Annotated in this window: 15 protein-coding genes; 6 read left to right on the top strand and 9 right to left on the bottom strand. The window is 42.1% G+C overall.

All coding sequences use genetic code 11. The features are described 5' to 3' along the window. Positions 1–111: 111 nt before the first annotated feature. Positions 112–900, bottom strand: coding sequence for a polysaccharide deacetylase family protein (locus KNL20_RS00750; protein WP_230398792.1), 789 nt, complete (start codon positions 898–900; stop codon positions 112–114). A 146-nt stretch (positions 901–1,046) separates the two neighbouring features. Here KNL20_RS00750 and mscL point away from each other — a divergent pair, with 146 nt between their 5' ends. Then, positions 1,047–1,526 (top strand): large conductance mechanosensitive channel protein MscL, encoded by a 480-nt coding sequence (mscL, locus tag KNL20_RS00745; protein ID WP_230398791.1) that lies wholly within the window; start codon positions 1,047–1,049, stop codon positions 1,524–1,526. 102 nt (positions 1,527–1,628) lie between these two features. Here the strand turns inward: mscL and hisC are convergent, their stop codons facing one another. Then, positions 1,629–2,693, bottom strand: a complete 1,065-nt coding sequence (gene hisC, locus KNL20_RS00740) for a histidinol-phosphate transaminase (protein ID WP_230400016.1) — start codon at positions 2,691–2,693, stop codon at positions 1,629–1,631. A 114-nt stretch (positions 2,694–2,807) separates the two neighbouring features. Here hisC and KNL20_RS00735 point away from each other — a divergent pair, with 114 nt between their 5' ends. Then, positions 2,808–4,544, top strand: coding sequence for a S8 family peptidase (locus KNL20_RS00735; RefSeq protein ID WP_230398790.1), 1,737 nt, complete (start codon positions 2,808–2,810; stop codon positions 4,542–4,544). Positions 4,545–4,626: 82 nt separating this feature from the next. Here KNL20_RS00735 and KNL20_RS00730 read toward each other — a convergent pair whose 3' ends face one another. Continuing rightward, positions 4,627–7,083, bottom strand: a complete 2,457-nt coding sequence (locus KNL20_RS00730; protein WP_230398789.1) for a hypothetical protein — start codon at positions 7,081–7,083, stop codon at positions 4,627–4,629. 243 nt (positions 7,084–7,326) lie between these two features. After that, a complete protein-coding gene (locus tag KNL20_RS00725) occupies positions 7,327–7,722 on the bottom strand; it encodes a hypothetical protein (protein ID WP_230398788.1) in 396 nt (131 codons plus the stop codon). A 146-nt stretch (positions 7,723–7,868) separates the two neighbouring features. Between KNL20_RS00725 and KNL20_RS00720 the strand changes: the two genes are divergently transcribed. Further along, positions 7,869–8,813, top strand: coding sequence for a TMEM198/TM7SF3 family protein (locus tag KNL20_RS00720; RefSeq protein ID WP_230398787.1), 945 nt, complete (start codon positions 7,869–7,871; stop codon positions 8,811–8,813). Positions 8,814–8,855: 42 nt separating this feature from the next. On the opposite strand, the gene KNL20_RS00715 is transcribed toward KNL20_RS00720, so the two are convergent. The 3 genes from KNL20_RS00715 to KNL20_RS00705 form a co-directional block, all read right to left on the bottom strand. Beyond that, complete coding sequence (locus KNL20_RS00715; protein WP_230398786.1) at positions 8,856–9,998, bottom strand: substrate-binding domain-containing protein; 1,143 nt, start codon at positions 9,996–9,998, stop codon at positions 8,856–8,858. Positions 9,999–10,161: 163 nt separating this feature from the next. Then, entirely contained in the window at positions 10,162–10,857 is a 696-nt protein-coding gene (locus KNL20_RS00710) for an RluA family pseudouridine synthase (protein WP_230398785.1), read from the bottom strand. A gap of 1,002 nt (positions 10,858–11,859) precedes the next feature. Beyond that, positions 11,860–14,148, bottom strand: coding sequence for a hydratase (locus KNL20_RS00705; RefSeq protein WP_230398784.1), 2,289 nt, complete (start codon positions 14,146–14,148; stop codon positions 11,860–11,862). 165 nt (positions 14,149–14,313) lie between these two features. Here KNL20_RS00705 and KNL20_RS00700 point away from each other — a divergent pair, with 165 nt between their 5' ends. Next, a complete protein-coding gene (locus KNL20_RS00700) occupies positions 14,314–15,771 on the top strand; it encodes a DDE-type integrase/transposase/recombinase (protein ID WP_230397652.1) in 1,458 nt (485 codons plus the stop codon). A 333-nt stretch (positions 15,772–16,104) separates the two neighbouring features. Here the strand turns inward: KNL20_RS00700 and KNL20_RS00695 are convergent, their stop codons facing one another. Together KNL20_RS00695 and KNL20_RS00690 are read right to left on the bottom strand one after the other, a co-directional pair. Continuing rightward, positions 16,105–17,190 carry a PucR family transcriptional regulator gene (locus KNL20_RS00695; RefSeq protein WP_230398783.1) on the bottom strand — a complete coding sequence of 362 codons (1,086 nt, stop codon included), beginning with the start codon at positions 17,188–17,190 and terminating at the stop codon, positions 16,105–16,107. A gap of 203 nt (positions 17,191–17,393) precedes the next feature. Next, entirely contained in the window at positions 17,394–18,506 is a 1,113-nt protein-coding gene (locus KNL20_RS00690; protein ID WP_230398782.1) for an ABC transporter ATP-binding protein, read from the bottom strand. A gap of 338 nt (positions 18,507–18,844) precedes the next feature. Between KNL20_RS00690 and KNL20_RS00685 the strand changes: the two genes are divergently transcribed. Both KNL20_RS00685 and KNL20_RS00680 read left to right on the top strand, forming a co-directional pair. After that, positions 18,845–19,585 (top strand): YesL family protein, encoded by a 741-nt coding sequence (locus KNL20_RS00685; RefSeq protein ID WP_230398781.1) that lies wholly within the window; start codon positions 18,845–18,847, stop codon positions 19,583–19,585. 168 nt (positions 19,586–19,753) lie between these two features. Continuing rightward, the gene (locus tag KNL20_RS00680; RefSeq protein WP_230398780.1) at positions 19,754–21,424 is read left to right on the top strand and encodes a S8 family peptidase; all 1,671 of its coding nucleotides are present in this window, start codon (positions 19,754–19,756) and stop codon (positions 21,422–21,424) included. The last annotated feature ends 9 nt before the right edge of the window (positions 21,425–21,433 follow it).

Below are 21,433 nucleotides of genomic sequence, written 5' to 3'. Positions count from 1 at the left end.
CTCATTTCTTTCCAGAGTAGTCAACCCGTCTGACATGATTTTACTATTTCACTGCAGAAAACACAAGTAAAAACCCACTGCTTTTTAACGACTCAAACAGTGGGTTCTCTCCTACTCTTCTTCTGATATCTGCCGTCCTTCGTGATCGATATAATAACTTTGCCGATACATCATCTGAGAAAGCGGTACAAGTTCATAGCCTTGTTTCTGCAGGTTGTCAATCAGGCTGTCAAGAGCCTTGGCGGTATACTTTGCGTCATTATGGCACAAAATTATGGAGCCATTATCCAAATGTTTATTCTGCGTTACAGTCTGTACGATAGAATCCACACCGTAGTCCTTCCAGTCCAAGCTGTCCACATCCCACTTAATACTGTAATAGCCGCAGCTTTTTGCACTCGCGATTACCTGATTATCATAATCCCCAAACGGCGCCCGGAATAAATACATCTCATGACCGGTCAGCTCTTTAACCTTGTTATGTAAACTCAATATCTCCTGCTGACACTGCATATCCGTCAACGGAATCATATTTCTATGACTTTCGGAAGAATTTCCCACATCGTGCCCTTCTTCATAGATACGCTTAACTTCCTCAGGATAACTGTCCACCCAATCTCCTGTCACAAAGAACGTAGCTTTTACCTGACGGGCAGACAATATATCCAGTATCTCCCGGGTATTTTCATTTCCCCATGTCAGGTCAAAGGTAAGTGACACCTGATGTTTTTCTGTTTCTACACAATATATGGGCAATTCCCGTTCTCCTACGGTACTCTTGCTTACGGTAATTGTTCCGGGCAGATATCTTACTGCATCCACGATACAGCTTGCTACCAGCAATACAGCAAACATTGCAAACGCAGCTTTTCTGATTGAGTAGTGAGATTTCTGATCCATGATCTTCCACTCTTTATACTGAAGTTATTACTATTCTATACCTTTACAGAATGTCCATATGTCAATTAAATACTATACCTCTTGACATACCTTTAAAATTCATTAAAATATTCTTATACTATACAAAAGAATGGAGGCTTTATTCTATGGAAAAGAAGGGATTTATCAGTGAATTTAAAGAATTCATCATGCGTGGAAACGTAATTGATCTGGCTGTCGGTGTTATTATTGGTGGTGCATTTCAAAAAATCGTAACATCTCTTGTTAACGACATTATCATGCCGGTAGTGACCAGGATAACCGGAGGTGTCAATTTCGAAAACTGGTTTATCGCTCTGGATGGAAATAAATACCGCACCCTTAAAGAGGCGTCAGATGCAGCGGCACCTACCTTGAACTATGGAGTGTTCATCACCGAAGTGATTCAGTTTGTAATTATGGCATTTGTAATCTTCCTGCTTGTAAAATTTATGAATCGGGTAGCAAGTCTTCGAAAAGTGGATACAAAGGAAGAACCGGCTGTTACCAAAATCTGTCCTTACTGTAAATCAGAGATTGATATAGAAGCTACTCGTTGTCCGCATTGTACTTCTATATTGGAAACGGAAGCGTCATCGGAAGTTTAATGCAGAAAGCCTGCCGCCGGCTGCTTCTCTTGCATACTTTGTCATATACATAAGTCATCCTGCCGGAATTTAAAAATCCGGCAGGAATTTACTTCCCACATTTTATTTCAGAAACTTCTTCATGGCATTTAACAGTTTCCCCATCTCCCCTCTGGTCCCAATCGATATCCTGAGATAATTATCTATTCGGGGTTTGGGAAAATATCTCACATAGATATGTTCTTTTTTCAATTCTTCGAATATTTCTTTTGCCGGCACGGATTTGTGAGATGCAAATATAAAATTGGCTTTGGAATCTTCGAATAGAAAGCCCAGTCCTTTTAGCTCATCCTTCACCCATTCTCTGGTTTCCATGAGATTCTTCAGATTTTTTTTGAAATATGCATCATCCTTTATCGCTTCTATCCCAAGCGCAAGCGCTGTTCTGTTCATCGTATATGAATTAACGGAATACTTGACATCATTCAGATAGCGAATCAGTTTTTCACTGCCGATTGCATATCCGATCCGCATGCCGGCCATGGAACGGGATTTCGAAAAAGTCTGAACAATTAAGAGATTTTCATATTTGTCGATAAAAGGCAGTGCCGATTCAGCTCCGAAATCAACATAGGCTTCGTCCACAATCACGACAACATCCGGATTATGTAACAGGATGGATTCAATAGCTTCCTGAGGAAGCTCAACGCCTGTAGGGGCATTCGGATTCGGAAATATGATACCCCCGTTTTTCCTGTTTTCACCAAAGTAGTCTGACGGTACAATTTGAAATTTCTCATCCAGCGGTATCTGCTGGTAAGGGATGCGAAACACATCTGCCCATACATCATAGAAAGAATACGTAATTTCCGGAAACAGGACAGGATCTTTTCCATTAAAAAATGTCATGAAAGCCATAGCCAGCACATCGTCTGAACCAACTCCTGTAAATACCTGGCTGCTCTTCACCTGATAGTATTGCGCTATACATTCAACCAGGCCGGCAGCCGTAGGATCCGGATACAATCTCAGCTCGTCCGCCTTCATTTCACGTAAAACACGCTGAACTCCCGGTGCAGGCGGATAGGGATTCTCGTTGGTATTTAACTTAACTATATCCCGCTCATTGGGCTGTTCACCCGGCACATACGGTGTCACTTTTCTTACAAGTTTCTCCCATTCTTTCATTTCATCTAATCCTTTCATAAATACCTACTGTAAATACATATTATGATATAGGGGGCAAAATCCTTTTAATTATAGCATTAATCTTTTAAAAATGATATACATATGGAGAATTATATGGCCAATCAAAAAATCGAAAATCTATTAAATCTTGCTCTCGAGGCTACTCCCGAAGAAAGACGGCGTTCATACAATTTGAATCTCGGATATGAAGCGGAACAAAATGCATGGGAAGTTATCGTTCGTTACCAGGGCGATATCAGTTTTCTGAGAGAAGAGGGAATTGTTGTTACCCCTCTGCTGGGAAACTATGCCATCCTGGTGATACCGACAGGACTGGTGGATACTGTCGCCATGCTTCCTCAAATCACTTATATGGAAAAACCCAAGCGCCTGAACTTTGCGACCTACCAGGGCCGGGCAATTTCCTGTATCAATCCCCTGCAGCAAGATCCCGTAAACGGATTATTCGGGAATGGAATCCTGGTGGCCTGTATAGATTCAGGGATTGATTACAAGCATCCAGACTTTCAGAATGATGACGGCACCACCCGGATTCTGCGCCTGTGGGATCAGACGATTTCCACAGGCCCACCGCCGGAGGGTTACAATATCGGCACTGAATATACAGACACGCAGATTAATGAGGCACTACAAGGTAATCCTTCCGCTGTACCCAGTTCCGATTACAGCGGACACGGAACCGCAGTTATGGGAATTGCTGCAGGCAATGGCCGGGCTTCCGGTGGTGTCAACGCCGGCGTGGCTACACAAAGTACACTGCTTGTGGTAAAACTCGGAACCCCTACCAGTACGGATTTTCCCCGTACGACCCAACTCATTCAAGGCATTGACTATGTAGTACGGCTCTCACTCTCCCTTCAGATGCCTCTGGCAATTAATTTAAGCTTTGGTAATAATTATGGCTCCCACAGCGGAGACTCCATTATGGAAACATATATCAATATGGTATCAGACCTGGGGCAGAATGTAATATGTATCGGAAGCGGCAATGAGGGAAACACCTCGCTTCACACAAGCGGAGTTTTAACGAATGATGCCACAGCAACGATTGAATTCAGTGTCGGGACATACGAACCCAACCTGAATGTTCAGCTTTGGAAATCCTATGTAGATGACTTTGACGTTTATCTCCAGCATCCCGGAGGTGCAGTGGCCGGCCCTGTTAATCCCATATCGGGAACACAGCGGTTTTCACTGCCGGGCGTATCCGTTCTGGTTTATTACGGCATGCCTTCCCCTTATGCCTTTACCCAGGAAATCTATTTTGATTTTCTGCCCTCAGGTACGAATTCCTATATTACCTCTGGTATCTGGTCCTTCCGTCTGGTACCTCATGATATCGTAGAAGGAGCCTACAACCTCTGGCTTCCCAGTGGCAGTTCCATAGGTACGAATACCAGATTCCTTACACCAACCGCAGACTCGACGCTGACTATTCCTTCCACTGCATTTCGGGCACTTACTGTCGGAGCTTATGACTCCCGTATCCAGACTTATGCTGATTTTTCCGGCCGGGGCTATACGAGAATACTTTCAACATTAAAGCCTGACCTTGTTGCCCCCGGAGTACGAATCAATGCGCCCAGTACGGGAACAGGCTCCTCCTACAGTGAAGTTACCGGAACATCGTTTGCAACACCTTTTGTAACGGGCAGCGCCGCTCTCATGATGGAATGGGGGATTCTAAAAGGGAATGACACATTTTTATATGGAGAGAAAGTAAAGGCCTACCTGCGAAAAGGTGCACGCAGTCTCCCGGGATTTAATGAATATCCGAATCCCCTGGTTGGATACGGGGCACTTTGCCTCAGAGACAGCCTTCCTCAATAAGAGCTTAAAAAAGTTACAGCTCAGCCTGCGAACTCGACTTCACATGGCTGAACTGTAATAACTTTTCTGAAATTTAATTTTATCATTGAATAACCCTGTAACTTATAAAGATGTTACCGGCGGCTGCAAACGCCTCTGTACTGTCATTCATTCCTTTAGGATAGATCTGCTGAGTTGCTATATCATACAGCCATGTATTATATTTGTCGTATCCTACCATTAATGCACTGGTCCCTTCCCCTGTCTTTACAACAACAGGATACCCTGCACTGACCTGATACAGCACGCTGGATAAGCTGCATCCGCTCAAGTTCATGACCGTATACTCATCACCCAACGCATTCTTGATTGTGGTTTCATCCAATGGAGCCTGAAGCAGCGATTCCGGTACCGTACTTATATCCAGTTTCATGGATTCGGACTGATTTCCCCGCTCCCAGATGTATTGCTGCTTTCGGTTCAATACCACACCCATATTCTGATCCGCTTCCAGTATGGCATCATTGATTTTTGTACTCACATTCAGAAGCTTTCCCTTTCCGTACACATAATACTGTTCTGTCTCCTGTTTCGGAACCTCGATTTTTAAGGTAGGGGTATTATCTTCTTCAATCAGCATCGTCTTCTGAACAAACAAATTTCGTGTTTTTCCTGTTTTTGTAAACTCAAGTCCCACCTGCGTGCCTTTTCTCTTACTGACACTCAGCTTCGTGGTTACTGTCTCTTCACGGTCCATAAGGTTGTTCATAATATGGTCATCCGGTACCGGGATAAACGTATCCTGATCCTTTTGGGCCCGTATCAGTTCTATAAGACCCTCCTGAATATTAACCTGCGTTACATAAACCCCATCCTGCTGGTATTCTTTTATAACCTCACCGGTAAAATTCTGTATGCATAGTTTATTCATGGCAAATGTAACATTACCCGCCGTATCACTTAAGATATCCGCATCATTCGCCAGGCCATAGATCAAATCCTCATTAATAAAACCCAGGGCCTTAACTTTCTGTCCTTCCGGAGCCGAGACCTGTAGTACCTCTCCTGTCTCAAGACTCATGGCAGTGATATGCGTGGAATTGTTTTCATCCATCTCCTCCATCCAGGCCACTGATGCCTGGCTTTTTGATATCACAAAACAGTCAGATGAAATATTGTCTTTTACGATCTTATAGCTGCCGCTTGCAAGATCCACCTGGTAGAGGTTCCCTTCGATAAAAAGGTACAGCTGATCCTTCTTACTGACATAGGACAGCACAGACAGATTCTGCTTTAAGAACTCGTAGGAATTGCTGCTTGGAATAAATAATTCCTCCTGTGTCACATTCCTCTCTGCATAATAATGATATACCGCGCTTCCCACCATCCCTTCATGGGCATCCGCATTCATATAACCATATACGACAAAGGCAATGTCCCCTGCCTCAGATACACGGACAATTTTAATATCATGTTCTGTATTTTCAGCCCTTTCATCGGTCTCTTTCGTATTACGAAAGCCAAAAATCTTTGTGCACTTATTGGCACTCCTGTTATAGGACCAGAGATCTCCATCTACTACAAAGGCCACAATATCGGCGTTCTTATTACTCACATATTGCACATCTCTGTTCACCACCCCAAGGCTTATTCCCTGACTGGTAAGCACAGGCAGCTCTGCATCAAAAATCTGAGTCGCGCTTCTTTCGAAATCCAGCAGTACAACACGCGACTGAGAATAACGCATCCGATAGAATTCACTGACGCTGTAATACTCGGTATTTCCGTCTGTATCCTTGGCACTGATAATATACTCCTGAGCAATGCTGGCAGTAGTTTCATTAAAATCCTTAATAACCGGAACCGCCCTTTTTACAATTTCCGGTGACAGACTTCCCCAGGTCAATTGATCAAAGCTTGAATGTATTGTAACCTTATTAAAACTGCTGTTCGATGCTGTGTTATCCGGCTCAATGTATGCGGTCAGGTCACTGGCGGACTCTTTGTTTATACACCTCTCATAAAAATCCTGCACAAATTCCAGGTATGTACCGATATTGATTCCTGATCTTTGTATAATTCTTGTGTAGTAGTAGACGGGCGCAGCCTCTCCCTCCAGATTAACCGTAAAGCGCAGCAGATATTCCTGATTCATCAAAATAGGTGTGTCCAGCCGGAACGTAGCCTCCTTTAGGCTGTCCTTGTCCTCAAGGCTTTTTACCTTCGCATTGCCCACAAGTTCTAAGCCATCTGCAGATGTTACTTCATAGGCAACACTGCTGATTTCTTTTCCATAAGGATTTATCTGTAAGGTTAACTCCCTGTCTGCAGTGAGCGGTGTAAGGCTTCCCCGCATGGAGGTCCCATCCATCTGCTGACGGTATCCAAACATTCTGTTAACCGATATATGATCGATTCCAATATAGGCCACCGGTAGTGCCGGTGTTTCAAAATCTCTTGTATTAACTACTTTTTCTCTATTAAAAAAAACCGAAAATCCTGCCATAGATGCGGCAAAAATGGCCAGAAGTACGAAAACTTTTATGACTCCCTTCTTCATCAAATGTCTCCCCTGAACTTTTATCAATAACCGTTGTTAATTATTTCCCCCTGATTTTATGTCAACTTAGAAATTGACAGCATTGTACTTAATCTATTGTAATCGCTTTCCGTTCAGAGGGCAACAGTAAAATAAATAATTTAAGATTTTTAAAGGTTTTGTAAAAAAGGCATTACATTTCCAGAGTCAGTATAAAACAGACCGGATTTCAGGTCTCTTTCATGCTGACTCCGTTGCCTGAAATCAATAATAGTAATTACGGCGGTGACGATGCCTGCATCTTCTGCAAAACATTTCATTAAATAACAGAACCCCGATCAAATCCCTTACTTCATTACTTCTGTTCCTATGCATGGCCTGTATAGGGGCATCATCCTGACCTTCCTGATCATAATAGCGGTCCTCAACTTTCCGGCAAAGATTCTCCATCATCAATTTATCCGGATACTCATCAAACATCATGCTCCCATCATACTCCATTCTATCACATTCCTGCATCACCAATTCCTGTATTCTGGCTGCATGACTGGAATAATATGTCTGCATCTTTCGCATGTCCTTTTCACGCTCCTGCTGCTGATACATTTCATGGCAAAATGGAGCTTCAGCCCCTGGAAACGCAGACTCCTTCAAACCCATACTCCTGCTCCTAATTCTCATGTTTCTATACTATATGCATCTTCATCATATTCTGGTACAGCGTAAATCCCCCTTGTCAAATCTGTAAAAACGTAATAGAATCAAGGATAGATAGCAATTTTCAGTTTACATAAAGGAGATTACAGATGTACGGACTTAATAGTTTTTATTCGCTATGGGATAGCTCGGGAGGATTTCTGAAAGAATTCTATACTGCCTATAGCTCTTACTTTCTTAAGGGAGCCCTTGTTCTTGCATTACTAAACTGCTTCTTTGGATACAAGCTTCGCAAACTCTGGAGCTGCATCTTCGGTTTACTCCTGGGCATGGCAGCAGGGTTCGCAGCAGGACTTTACCTCAATCTTCCTGAGAAAATAATATGGGCTGCCGTTGTCGCAGCAGGACTTATCTTTACCGCACTGGCTTTCCTCCTTTACCGCATAGGGATGTTTTTCCTGTGCATCGGTGTTGTAATCATGACCTTATTCCAGTTATTCCCTATACCAACCTTCAGTACAATCTGTGGTTTTGTAGTCTTTGGGGTAGTGATTGGTTTTTTGGCTATTATAAAAGAACACACCGTCGTTATCTGTATTACCTCCATATGCGGTGGAATCGCTTCAGCCAAACTGATTATGCAGATTATTTCAAATTCAAGTACTGTATTAACAATTTTTCTGGCCGCCGCCCTCTCTGCCTTGGGTCTTGTCTTACAGTTTAAACCTTGGAAGAAAAAAGGCTACTGGAAAAAGAAGGAGGCAAAAAGTGCCCGGAAACGTAAAGAAAAAAAGGGTAAGACTCTTCTTGGGAAACATAAAGCTTCCAAAAAGAAAACAAAAAGAATACCCGGCAGAAAAACTCATGAAACGGGATACCAGGATCAAAAGCAGAAAAAACAGAGAACAAGCCCGGAGACCGGCGGCAACACAGTTGTCAAAAAATACCCCGATTCCATCCCTCTAAATCAAAGCAGCACATTACCGGCTGATCGGGCAGGCGACGACTCCTATACAGTAGATTTATCTGATATACGCTCGGAAATATCCAAAGAGGTACAGGATTTCTATAAAGAACAGCATAAGAGTGAATAAGAATAAGAGCATGCTTAACCAGGCATGCTCTCTGTTGTGGTATCATTTATATAAGTATTGCTGATTCTCCGGCAGATCAATATTGGATTTTTCAATCCATTGATAGCCCGAGCTGATATATGGATCTACGGGGAGATGAGCTGCCAGGCGGGCTGCTGCTACCATAGACGCATATCCCATACCATACGGATTCTGGCAAATCATGCCGTACTCTTTTCCTGCTGCAACCGCATCCATCTGTATCTGCCCGGAATCGAACCCAATTACCTGAACTTTTGTATTTTCTTCTGTCTGCAAAGCTTCCAGCGTTTTATTCGTCATACCTTCATTCGTACAAAAATATCCGGCCAATTTCATATGCTCTTTCAGCACCCCTGAAACCATATCATGCACCGTCTTCTCTTCATTCTCATAAGATGTGTCCACAATTGTAATATCCGGATGATTCTTCTGAATCTCGTCCGTGAACCCGGCAACGCGGTCCATACTGCTCTGTGCACTTTGTTGATGCGCCATAATCGCTATTTCACCAGAACCGCCGATAGCCTCACTCATCTTCCTCGCAGCTTCCTCACCGGCAGTATAGTTATTCGTAGCACATGCAGCTGAAATCAAATCATTCTGCACACCCGAGTCAATAATCACAACCGGTATTCCATTCTCAGCCGCAGTCTCCAGCTGCGCATCACAGGACTGCATATCAATAGCAGAAAGGCACAGCACCGATGGATTTTCCGCTAATACGGCATCTATGGTATTGATCTGAGCATCTACATCTGAATTGTCACCCGGCCCTTCAAACGTAATGCGAACCTTATCAGCCCCTGTGTAGCCCAGTTCTTCGTTCAATGCTTTAATAGCCCTCTGTGCACCTTTTTTTACATTCGTCCAATAAGTAGAATCCAATCCTTTCGCAACCACGGCTATGTAAGTTCCACGCTCCACCGGAATATCTTTCATCGTTGTATAGTCGGCTGTCAATTCCTGAGAGTTAGATAAGGTAACTTCAATATCAGCCTCTTTTGTTGGTATAGGTGTGGGTGTGTCTGTCTCTGTGGGTGCAGGAGTTACCGTGACTATCGGCTCTTTTGATGTTTCCACTTGTGCCTTATCCTCACTGCTACATCCTGAAATACAGATTACCAGAAGAAGTATTGATAACCCTGTAATTCTTAAGCACTTCATCTATTTTCTTCCTTTCTGCCTGAAAATCTCTTTTGTAATTTTATCAGCCATGTTTCCGGCCGTCTCACATCTGTATTTTTCCTACAGCAATATTATACACGAACAAAAAAAATAGTCCATATAACTTTATATGGATTTTTATGATTTTTTTCTAAAGATTTCGTTAATCTTGAATATGAAATCTATAAAACAAAGGGTTTTCCGGTGTAGATTCATACATCAGAGTATGTCCGGATGTGGGATGCCGAAAAGTAAGTCTATAAGCACATAAGGCCAGACTTTCCTTCTCATTATAACTCATATTATATTTTCTGTCTCCACATAAAGGCATTCCTGCATGGGACATCTGAACTCTGATCTGGTGACGCCGGCCCGTCTTTAATATGATTTGAACCAAAGCCGTCCCATATAACTCATCCTTTTCTAATACACGGTATTCCAGTTCAGCCCTCTTACTGCCGGGATCATCCTTTTTTACTACCCTTGAAATATTAGATCTGCTATTCTCCAGCAGATAATCAACCAATATCCCATTAGATATCTCCGGCTGATGCTGCACAATTGCAAGATATTCTTTCTTCATCTGCCCTTTTTGCATCTGGTCGTTCAATATCCTTGCAGATTTCTGATTCTTTGCAAACACAAGAATTCCTTCCACTGGCTGGTCAAGTCGGTGAATCACTCCCAGATATGGTATTCTTCTTGCATTACTATCTTCCTTAGCTGCAAGGTAATTCAAAAGCAAATGTTCCAGATCCATCTGCCCTGTTCTTGCATGCTGTACCGGAATTCCAGCCATTTTTTTTATCACCATTATATCTTTATCTTCATAAAAAATATCTTTTTCACTAAAATTCATCCATTCCACCAATTGCCTATATTCATAAAAACCAACTCTATGAATAATTAGTATGACGCAGTTTTTTTAATTTGTCAACTCATACATAACAACAGCCGCCATATCCAAAAAATAATTGATATGACGGCTGTCAAAGGTTTCCTTTATTCAATTTTTTTACTCTCTTCTTTCTTAGTCTTATTTAATACCTTTCAAGTTTAATTAATTACATTTATCCTTTCTGTAATAATTCCCTGCATCATAAACATTCAACCTGCAAAACGATGCTTACTTAGAAATCTTGTGTCTATCTATATTGATAAGTAAGAGTTTCTGTATAATAAATAAGCGGATATATTATACTTCCAGATGAAATATCCATATTTCCTCTCAGTGAAGATAAAAACTAAACAAACAATTAAGGGCAATTATCTTTACTCTTTATCTATCTACACTTTCAATTCCAATGGCTGACCTTCTGTTTTCATCCATTCCTTTACATGAATGAAAATCTCTTCTTATCGTGGTGTATATTCAATACAAGTGTCAGCATAGACTACCTTTTATCTTTCATATCCTCTTTTGGATTATCGCGCCTTAGCTGATAAAAGGTTTTTCTTACAGGGAACCGCCAGACAACACCACTCTTGTATTGATCGTTGATTCAACATCTGCATGTCCCAATGGAATGCACCTCCTTTACCTTCTCTCCTCCCTTCTTCCTCTTAAAGTACTTTTATATAGTTTTCTCGTCACCATATAAATCATGTAAGATTCTGGAAGGTTTGATAAAACCTGTTTTGTCTTTTGTTAACTGTATAATACCATATAGTTTGTATTATGTCAATACATTTATTTGGTTTTTCCTCTATTATTTTTCTTCTTTGCAATCAATTAAATTTATTTAGTTTAATTCCACAATCAATTTATATTGTCAGAATATTCTTACTATTTCTCATGTAAATACAGCAGGCAATCTTATAGATTACCTGCCATTTAAAATAACCTGTGTGAAGTCTTCGATTATTCAGCCCTGTAGTAATTAATCAGACATCCTTTCAAAATAATTTCACGCTCATTATCTGTCAGGTCACCTAATTTCATCTCAAAAGGCGTAAGTTTATCTGAAACCTTATATGCGATGATGACGTCTGCTTTTTCTCTTACCGCTTTATAAATTTCAGGTACAAAAAGATAATCCCCATTCTTAAAAGGCAGACTCCCGGGGGAAACCAGGAATGGCAGCATACCCCAGTTAATCAGGTTGGAGCGATATCTTTTTGTTGCATATTCATTTGCAATATTCGCCCATCCCCCAAGTACCTTCTGGCAGGAAGCAGCCTGCTCCCTTGCAGAACCATCCCCTGGCTTCACAGCAAAAATTGTAGAACCTATCCCCATACTTTCCATCTTCACATCTGGATAGAATTTAGAAATCACATCCATCACCGTTTTTAATTCCGGCAGTTCCTCTACCGGATTATTTCCATCCCGAAGGGCCTCTTGGGCTGCTTTCACTTCTTTCGCCCGGCCCACATAAGCGGGGTCTTTTCTGGAGAGCGTAAACTCCGCTAATCCAAGCGGATTGGAGCGAAAGGATGAGGTTTCTCCGGAAGGTATTAATTCATCGGTTGTCGTAACAGGATCATGGATTTCTGATACTACCTTCAAAATCAGATTTTCCGGAAGAGATGACATCTCGGGCCAGTCTTTTATATTCGGACCAAATTGAATTTCGACCGACGGGTCTGCCTTGCCCTTACTGTCAAACACTCTGTTTGCATAGATATTTTTGTCAAAATGATATACCGGATGCGTATACTCACCGGCAAACTCTGTTGCCGGAGTCAAATAGCCTTTGTTGGCTGCTGTTGCAGCAATAGAACGGGCATCCATCAGTGCAACCGAAGATATCTGTCCGTTCTGAATCTTGGATCCTTCCCTGTTCGGGAAATTTCTTGTTGAATGCCGGATACTGAATGCATTGTTAGCAGGTGTGTCTCCTGCCCCAAAACAGGGGCCGCAGAACGCTGTCTTTACAACAGCTCCTGTTTCCAAAAGCGTTGCCAAAGTACCATTCTTAGCTAATTTCATGTAAATGGGCGTGCTTGCGGGATATACGCTGAGTGTAAATGCATCAGATCCTGTACTATGCCCCCTCAATATGTCAGCAGCGTCACAGATATTCTCAAATCCGCCTCCTGCACAGCCTGCAATAATTCCCTGTTCCACATACAATCTGCCATTTCGCACTTTGTCTTTCAGATGGAATGATACTTTACCATCCAGGCTTACCTGGGCTTTCTTCTCAACATCCTCTAAGATATCCGTCAGGTTTGCATTCAACTCTTCTATGGTATAGGTATTGCTGGGATGAAATGGCATGGCTATCATGGGTTTTACTTTATCAAGTTCCACTGTAATCATCCCATCATAATATGAAATCTCTCCGGGATTCAACTCCTTATACTCTGCAGTTCTTCCATGGATATCATAGTATTCCCTGATTTTATCGTCAGTCTTCCAGATAGAGGAAAGGCAAGTAGTTTCCGTCGTCATAACATCTATGCCGATCCGATAGTCAGCACTTAGGTTTGCAACTCCCGGACCCACAAACTCCATAACCTTATTTTTTACATATCCATTGTTAAATACCTCACCAATAATGGCCAATGCAATATCCTGAGGCCCTACACCCGGCTGAGGTTTTCCGGTCATATAAACTCCCACTACCTCCGGCATAGCTATATCGTAGGTTTTATTCAGCAGCTGCTTTACCAGCTCAGGACCGCCTTCCCCCATAGCCATGGTGCCAAGAGCACCATATCGGGTATGGGAGTCAGATCCCAAAATCATCTTTCCTCCCCCGGCCATCATCTCACGGGCAAATTGATGAATAACAGCCTGATGAGGAGGCACATAAACTCCTCCATACTTCTTTGCACAGGTAAGTCCAAACATATGATCGTCTTCATTAATCGTTCCACCTACGGCACAAAGCGAATTATGGCAGTTCGTCAACACATAAGGTATGGGAAACTTCTCCAAACCCGATGCACGGGCAGTCTGAATAATGCCCACAAAGGTAATATCGTGAGAAGCCAGTTCATCAAATTTGATACGCAGATTCTTCATATCATCAGAGGTATTATGGTCTTTTAAAATTCTATATGCAATGGTATTCCTGGAAGCCTCCTCTTTTATGGCACCCTTACCGGTCAGAGATTTGAGCTTTGCCTGGGCTTCATAATCGTCAGCAATCAGATGTTCCCCGTGCACCAGATAAGCACCGCTACCCATCAATTGAATCATCTTTTATCCTCCGTTATTTCTGTGGTAGTGTCAAATAACTACCTTGTTTTATTGTTCTAAACCTTGATTTTATGGGAGTTTGCAATAAAAAGAGCAATGACCTCCCTTTTTTGGTATAATGTCCTCGACGAAAACTCCAAAATACCTGAAAGGATTTCATTGCTCATGGACATTATACTTTATTTACTTCAACTTATTCAATACCAACATAAACAAATCTGCTACCTTATTAACTTTATCTGTAGATTCATCCCGCTCAAGCAGTGGGCTTTTGATGATTCCCATTCTCCAAAGTACCAGAAATTCAAGATTGATGAGCTTCCCAAAATCATATCCTACAAGCAGGACTGGAACTGGAAGGATCTCATCGCTTATTACCAGCAGCGCTACCACAAAACTATACGCCCTGTATTTCGCCGGGTGGAGTGTGATATTCCAAAACACTGTACCTGCCCTGCATGTGATGCCCCTGTGGACTATCTCATGTGGAATGATGGCAAGAAGAAAAGCCAGGTTCTGTGTAAGGTCTGTCAAACGCATTTTTCTCCCACTAAGGAGAACCGTTTTTCCAAAACCTCCGTCCTGAAGTGCCCTCATTGCAATCACAGCCTTGTTCACAAGAAAGACCGCAAACACTTTATCATCCATAAATGTGTGAATCCTAAATGCCCTTATTATCTGCACAACCTCAAAAAGGTTGATAAAAAGCATCTGGATGAGGACTATGGCAAAAACAAATATAAGCTCCATTACATCTACCGCGAATTCACGATGGATTTCTTTAAGCTGGACTTAAACTCTCTGCCAAAGAATGCCTCATCTCTTAAATTCACTAAGTTCGATTCCAATACGATGTCTCTGTGCCTGACTCTTCATGTGAACCTTGGTCTCTCTCTTCGAAAAACCAAACAAGCTCTCAAAGACCTCTATGGGATCGGCATCTCCCACCAAAGTATTGCCAACTACTGTAAATCAGCCGCTATGTGTATCAAGCCTTTCGTTGACAACTATGATTACGGAACCGACAAAGTATTTACTGCCGATGAGACCTATATCAAAATCCGTGGCATCAAAGCTTATATCTGGTTCATCATGGATGTTGCCAGCCGTTCCATTATTGGTTACCAGGTATCTGATAACCGTGGAGTCGGTCCCTGCATTCTTGCCATGCGAATGGCTTTCAGGCATCTGAAGGAACTTCCGCAGCACTTTAAATTCATTGCTGACGGTTATAGTGCCTATCCTCTGGCTGCCCAACAGTTTTTCCATGAGTTTGGAGAAAAATTTAAGTTCGATATTACCCAGGTAATTGGACTTACCAACGACGATGAAGTATCAAAAGAATTCCGACCATACAAACAGATGATTGAAAGGCTCAACCGTACATACAAGGCTTCTTACAGACCTACCAACGGTTTTGATAACATCGACGGTGCCAACTATGATTTAGCTCTGTGGGTAGCTTATTACAACTTTCTCCGTCCTCACAAACACAACAACTATAAGATTCTTAATGATGTTGAACTGCTTAAAGGTGCCGGGAATATGCCAGGTAAATGGCAGCTCCTTATCTTCCTTGGCCAGCAGACAATTCTAAATATGCAAAATCAAGCAACTGCCTAAAGGGTGCGGAACCGTTGTCAAGAAAACCGTGGAATACCACAGTGCACCGCACGAGGATATGCCGCGAAAGTTTCTTGACATAAGGTTCACGGATTATCCTGTTCTAGCAGAAAAGGGGCAACTGCGCCCTTTTCCTGCCTTCCGGCGAGGATGGGTTCGGGCAAAGCCCGTATCGGGTCAAGGGACTGGTCCCTTGCGGGTACTTAGGGCAGTGCCCTAAGCCCTCGGAGAGCTATTCGCTATCAATATCTACAGTTTTCAAGGTTCGTTTGAGCCTCTTTTTTGACTCGGTTTTCTCATAAATCATTTGACACTACCATTTCTGTCTTTTATTTACTCATTCGCTTTCATATATTTCATATAGCTTACAACCATCATCGCTATTTTGAACGTCAGTGCATCGTCAAATACTCTGATATCCAGACCCGTGCTTTTCTGCAGTTTCTCCAGACGATATACCAATGTATTACGGTGCACGTATAGCTGCCGGGAGGTTTCCGATACATTCAGGCTGTTTTCAAAAAACTTATTAATGGTAACAAGCGTCTCCTCATCAAATGTATCCGGAAGATCTTCTCCAAAAACTTCCCTCATAAACATTTCGCATAGTGGAACCGGGAGTTGATAGATCAAACGACCAATCCCAAGACGGCTATATGGAACAATGTTCTTCTCTGCATAAAATATCTTACCTACTTCGAGCGCCATCTTCGCCTCTTTATAGGATTTTGATACATCCTTGATCTCCGTCACCGGATTTCCATAAGATACACGAACCTGTGACATGGCTTCTGCATTCAGCATGTCCACCAGCATGTGCGCTGTCTGCTCCATTTCAGCCTCATCATCCGTATCTTTTATCTCCTTGACGATTATAATGCTGTGTTCCTCAACTGCAGTAATAAAGTCTTTTGGCCGGGAAGCAAACAGGGTTTTTACTGTTTCCATGGCCCCGAGATCCTTCTCCGTCTTTGTCTCAATCATATACACTACTCTTCGGGCTTCCGTATCGATTCGCAGCTTTTTTGCACGATTATATACGTCAACCAAAAGCAGATTGTCCAGCAGCAGGTTCTGAACAAAGTTATTCTTATCCAGGCGCTCTTTATATGCAATAATAAGATTCTGAATCTGACATACAGCTACCTTTCCAATCATGTATGCGTCATCACTGCTTCCCTTCGCTACCAGAACATACTCCACATTCTGGTTATCATTCACCTTAAAAAAATGATAATCCTGAACCACCTGGCTGTCTGCTGCCGAATTTACAAAAGAACTGATACTGTCCGGATTCACTTCATTATCCGGAAATGTGGTGACGATGGTACTCCCATCCGTATTCATCACACACAGATCAATCCTCGTTATATTTCTCAATTCATCTATAGTTTTTTGTAAAACCTGACTTGTAATCAAAACAGTCACTTCCTTTCCATGAATCTATTTTTAGTTTTCAAAAGAACTAACATAAATATACAGTATTTTTTGTAAATTGGCAAATCATTTTTGTTATCGGACTGACAACTGAACTGTGACCCATAGAAAAGAGACAGCCACAAAATTCTGCAGCTGTCTCGGTTGTCTTTCAAACATATTCAAGTTGTTTAATTTCGTCTATACTAGTTTGTAATTGTAAGTTCCGTCTCTTTATCAAACAGATGTACTTTTTCCATATCCAAAGCGAATTTAACCGAATCGCCTGTTCTGGCTGTCGTACGGGGATCAACACGAGCCGTCATCGGGAATTCTTCGATGTCAAAATACAGATAAACTTCTGCACCTAATAACTCATACACGTTGATTTTAGCTTCAATCACGCTATCTTTGGATGTCTCAATCATCATCTGAGAATCGCTGACATTTTCAGGGCGAATTCCCATAACAATTGTCTTTCCATCATATCCGCCATCAATTACCGCTTTTGCCTTCGAAGCCGGGAGCTTTAATGTATACTTGCCAACAGTCAGTGTCACATCACTTCCGTTAACTTTCACTTTTGCATCCATAAGGTTCATCTGAGGAGAACCGATGAATCCCGCAACAAATAAGTTACCTGGTCCGTTGTAAAGGTTCTGTGGAGTGTCAACCTGCTGTACAACACCGTCTTTCATAACGACAATTCTTGTACCAAGCGTCATAGCCTCAGTCTGATCATGTGTTACATATATAATTGTAGCTCCCAGTCTTTCATGCAGCTTGGAAATCTCAGTACGCATCTGAACACGAAGCTTTGCATCCAGGTTTGACAGCGGCTCGTCCATAAGGAATACTTTCGGATCACGGACAATGGCACGTCCCATAGCAACACGCTGTCTTTGACCACCGGAAAGCGCTTTAGGCTTACGGTCTAACAATTTCTCCAGATCAAGAATCTTAGCTGCCTCACGAACCTGTTTATCAATCTGATCTTTTGGAACTTTTCTCAATTTCAAGCCGAAAGCCATGTTGTCATATACAGTCATGTGGGGGTACAGCGCATAGTTCTGGAAAACCATTGCAATATCCCTGTCTTTTGGCTCTACATCGTTCATAACTTTATCACCGATTTTTAAGGTTCCGTCAGAAATCTCCTCAAGCCCTGCAATCATACGAAGGGTCGTAGATTTACCACATCCTGAAGGTCCTACAAAGATAACAAATTCTTTGTCTTCGATGTCAAGATTAAAGTCTTTAACCGCTTCAAATCCATTGGGGTATTTCTTACAAATGTGCTGTAATGATAAGCTTGCCATTTTCCATTTCCTCCTAAACTTCTACGGGTCTTTCACCCAATCTTTTCTTCTGCTACCAGTATACATAAATGCTCTTTCATGTACCATGCCATTATTAAACAAATTTTGTCAGACACCTTTGTAAAATCTGATTATCATGTACTTTGCCCATATTTACTTCTGACACATTGAACAAACAATCCTGTTTTTCGTATGCAGATTGACGAATCCTTTTTTTATAGTTTATTCATTTGCATTTTTCCCTGTTTTTCGTTATACTTTTCTATATGGTTTTTATCCGCCTCCGATTTGGGAACGGATAATCTTACAAATTATTAAGAGAAAAGAGGCAAAAAACTATGGGCTTAGGTGGAATTTTCAGTATTGACAGCAAATTTTCCCAGGTCATGAGCAGACTATTTGATCTGATGATACTGAACCTTATTTTTATTGTGACGTCCATTCCCATTGTGACGATTGGGGCGAATATCACAGCTATGTATTATGTTACGATTAAGATGGTACGCAACGAAGATTCTTATACATTTAAAAGCTATTTTAAGTCTTTTAAAGAAAACTTCAGGCAGTCAACGATCATCTGGCTGATTCTTCTGGCCGCCGGCCTGTTTTTGACGTGGGATATCTATCTTGTTAATAACGTCATGACCGGTGCGGTTACGAATATTAAATATGTTTTTTATTTTGTATTGCTGATATACGTATTTATCCTGTTATATGTATTTCCATCCCAAAGCAGGTTCTACAACACAATTAAACACACGCTTTTAAATTCTTTGTTGTTTTCCATACGTCATCTGCCCTATACGCTTCTGATGCTTGCAGTGATTGTGGGACCACCTCTGATTTGTCTGTTTGCATCGGGTACTGTATTTTCTTTTTATATTCTGTTTTTGTTTTTGTTTGGTTTTTCTGCTGTGGCATATGTAAACTCTATCTTTCTGAATAAGATTTTTAGGAATTATATGCCGCCCGAAGAAGCGGAACAGACTGAGCAGGATGTAATTGCACATATGGATGAATTAGAACAACTGGAACGGGAAAATCCAGAAGATACAGACTCGCAAAACATCATAAAATAAGTATTTTGGCCGGATGTGATTCAGCGTTGGATTGCATCCGGTCTTTTACAATTCAACCATCAGCTGAGTTACATTGTTCTTGATAAACTGTAACATCAAGTTCATATTAAACGGACATCAGGCATAAAGTGTAATAAAGTTTTTTAAAAAATGAACTAGGAGATTTATATGGACAAAATCCTGGATGAACAATACATTGATCTGATCGTCGACAATGCTACTATATCCCCAACAGAACTTCGTGAAAATATAACCCCTATTAATGAACGTGAATCTATTCTTCATGTGCGTTCAGAAAATCCAGACATGTGCATGCTCGGCAGATACCCGTATCATTCCTTTCCTTCTATCTTTACTTTAGCATCCCTGGTCAGTCTGGAAGCATCCGGGGTACGAAGCCTTCAGTTAAATCCCTATCTGGCTCTGTATGGGCAGGGGGTGCTTGTAGGGATCATAGATACAGGAATAGACTATCAGCATCCGGCTTTCATAAATAATGACCGAACTACACGTATTGTTTCAATCTGGGATCAGACAATTCAGGACGGAACCCCGCCCCAGGGGTTTACTTACGGTACGGAGTACACTTCGGAGGTTATCGATATTGCTCTTCAAAATGAAAATCCGCTTTCGGTTGTACCCTCTACCGACGTAAACGGTCATGGAACGGCGATTGCCAGTGTCCTGGCCGGGAATACAGATGCTGCAAACTCTTTCAGCGGCGTAGTTCCCCAGTCCAGACTGGTTGTTGTCAAGTTAAAAGAGGCCAAGCAGAACCTTAGGAAATTGTTTTTAGTTCCTTCAACAGCTACCTGCTACCAGGAATCCGACATCATGCTGGCAACCCGATATATTCTGGAGGTTTCCCGATCGTTAAATCAACCCCTCTCTCTCTGTATTGCACTGGCATGCAGTCAGTCCGGGCACAGCGGGGAGGGCTCCACCAGTACATATCTCGATTATCTGGCGAAGAATCCCTGGATCGGCATAACCTCTGCAGCAGGCAATGAAGGAAATGCCCGCCGCCATTACTTCGCCAACGTAACCGCCGCCCCTTTTACTAATGAATTTGAATTGCGGATCAGCAGTCTGGATTCCATGTTTTCCATGGAAATCTGGACTTCTTCTACAGGAAGCCTGACCCTGGAAATTGTCTCTCCCACGGGCGAATCCACACAGCTCATCTATCCCAGGCTGAGAGACTGTGTAAGTCATGAGTTTCTTCTGTCATCCAGTATCGTCTGGGTGAATAACATTCTTCTGGAACAAGAGTCCGGCAATCAGTGTATTCTGGTCCGCATGCGGAATCCACTGGAAGGCATCTGGATTTTCAAGGTACAAAATTTAAGCACTGAGAGTTTTACGTTCCATTCATGGCTTCCCTCGGGAGACCTGATTTCAAAGGAGACTTTTTTTCTGCAGTCCTCCCCGGAAACCACAATCACAGCTCCGGGAAATGCACAGAATGTTCTGACCATCTCCGCTTATAATCAGGACAGTAACAGTATATTAATCGAATCCGGCAGAGGATATACCAGTATTGGGCTGGTAAAACCGGACCTTGCGGCCCCCGGCTATCAGCTTACGTGCGCAAATCTTGTGGGCGGTTATGGCTCTTATACAGGTACAGGTGCCGCTGCTGCCCACTCGGCCGGTATTGTAGCCATGCTTCTCGAATGGGGGGTTATAAGAGGAAATTATTCACAGATAACAGGACGGGATATTAATAGAATGCTTATACGTGGTGCAAACCGGGCCGACACTACCACATATCCCAACAATATCTGGGGATTTGGGAGAATTGATATCAATGGTGTATTTCAGAAAATGACTATCTGACTGTTATAG

This window comes from Novisyntrophococcus fermenticellae (assembly GCF_018866245.1).
In the GTDB taxonomy this organism is placed as follows: Bacteria; Bacillota; Clostridia; order Lachnospirales; family Lachnospiraceae; genus Novisyntrophococcus; species Novisyntrophococcus fermenticellae.
Note: the sequence above shows the minus strand (reverse complement) of the source record. Positions and strands in the feature narration are given on the sequence as shown.

What these genes read in the sequence shown, in the direction of transcription:
- KNL20_RS00750 (WP_230398792.1), bottom strand. Translation starts at nt 900, where the DNA reads ATGGATCAGAAATCTCACTACTCAATCAGAAAAGCTGCGTTTGCAATG.
- mscL (WP_230398791.1), top strand. Translation starts at nt 1,047, where the DNA reads ATGGAAAAGAAGGGATTTATCAGTGAATTTAAAGAATTCATCATGCGT.
- hisC (WP_230400016.1), bottom strand. Translation starts at nt 2,693, where the DNA reads ATGAAAGAATGGGAGAAACTTGTAAGAAAAGTGACACCGTATGTGCCG.
- KNL20_RS00735 (WP_230398790.1), top strand. Translation starts at nt 2,808, where the DNA reads ATGGCCAATCAAAAAATCGAAAATCTATTAAATCTTGCTCTCGAGGCT.
- KNL20_RS00730 (WP_230398789.1), bottom strand. Translation starts at nt 7,083, where the DNA reads ATGAAGAAGGGAGTCATAAAAGTTTTCGTACTTCTGGCCATTTTTGCC.
- KNL20_RS00725 (WP_230398788.1), bottom strand. Translation starts at nt 7,722, where the DNA reads ATGGGTTTGAAGGAGTCTGCGTTTCCAGGGGCTGAAGCTCCATTTTGC.
- KNL20_RS00720 (WP_230398787.1), top strand. Translation starts at nt 7,869, where the DNA reads ATGTACGGACTTAATAGTTTTTATTCGCTATGGGATAGCTCGGGAGGA.
- KNL20_RS00715 (WP_230398786.1), bottom strand. Translation starts at nt 9,998, where the DNA reads ATGAAGTGCTTAAGAATTACAGGGTTATCAATACTTCTTCTGGTAATC.
- KNL20_RS00710 (WP_230398785.1), bottom strand. Translation starts at nt 10,857, where the DNA reads ATGAATTTTAGTGAAAAAGATATTTTTTATGAAGATAAAGATATAATG.
- KNL20_RS00705 (WP_230398784.1), bottom strand. Translation starts at nt 14,148, where the DNA reads ATGATTCAATTGATGGGTAGCGGTGCTTATCTGGTGCACGGGGAACAT.
- KNL20_RS00700 (WP_230397652.1), top strand. Translation starts at nt 14,314, where the DNA reads ATGGACATTATACTTTATTTACTTCAACTTATTCAATACCAACATAAA.
- KNL20_RS00690 (WP_230398782.1), bottom strand. Translation starts at nt 18,506, where the DNA reads ATGGCAAGCTTATCATTACAGCACATTTGTAAGAAATACCCCAATGGA.
- KNL20_RS00685 (WP_230398781.1), top strand. Translation starts at nt 18,845, where the DNA reads ATGGGCTTAGGTGGAATTTTCAGTATTGACAGCAAATTTTCCCAGGTC.
- KNL20_RS00680 (WP_230398780.1), top strand. Translation starts at nt 19,754, where the DNA reads ATGGACAAAATCCTGGATGAACAATACATTGATCTGATCGTCGACAAT.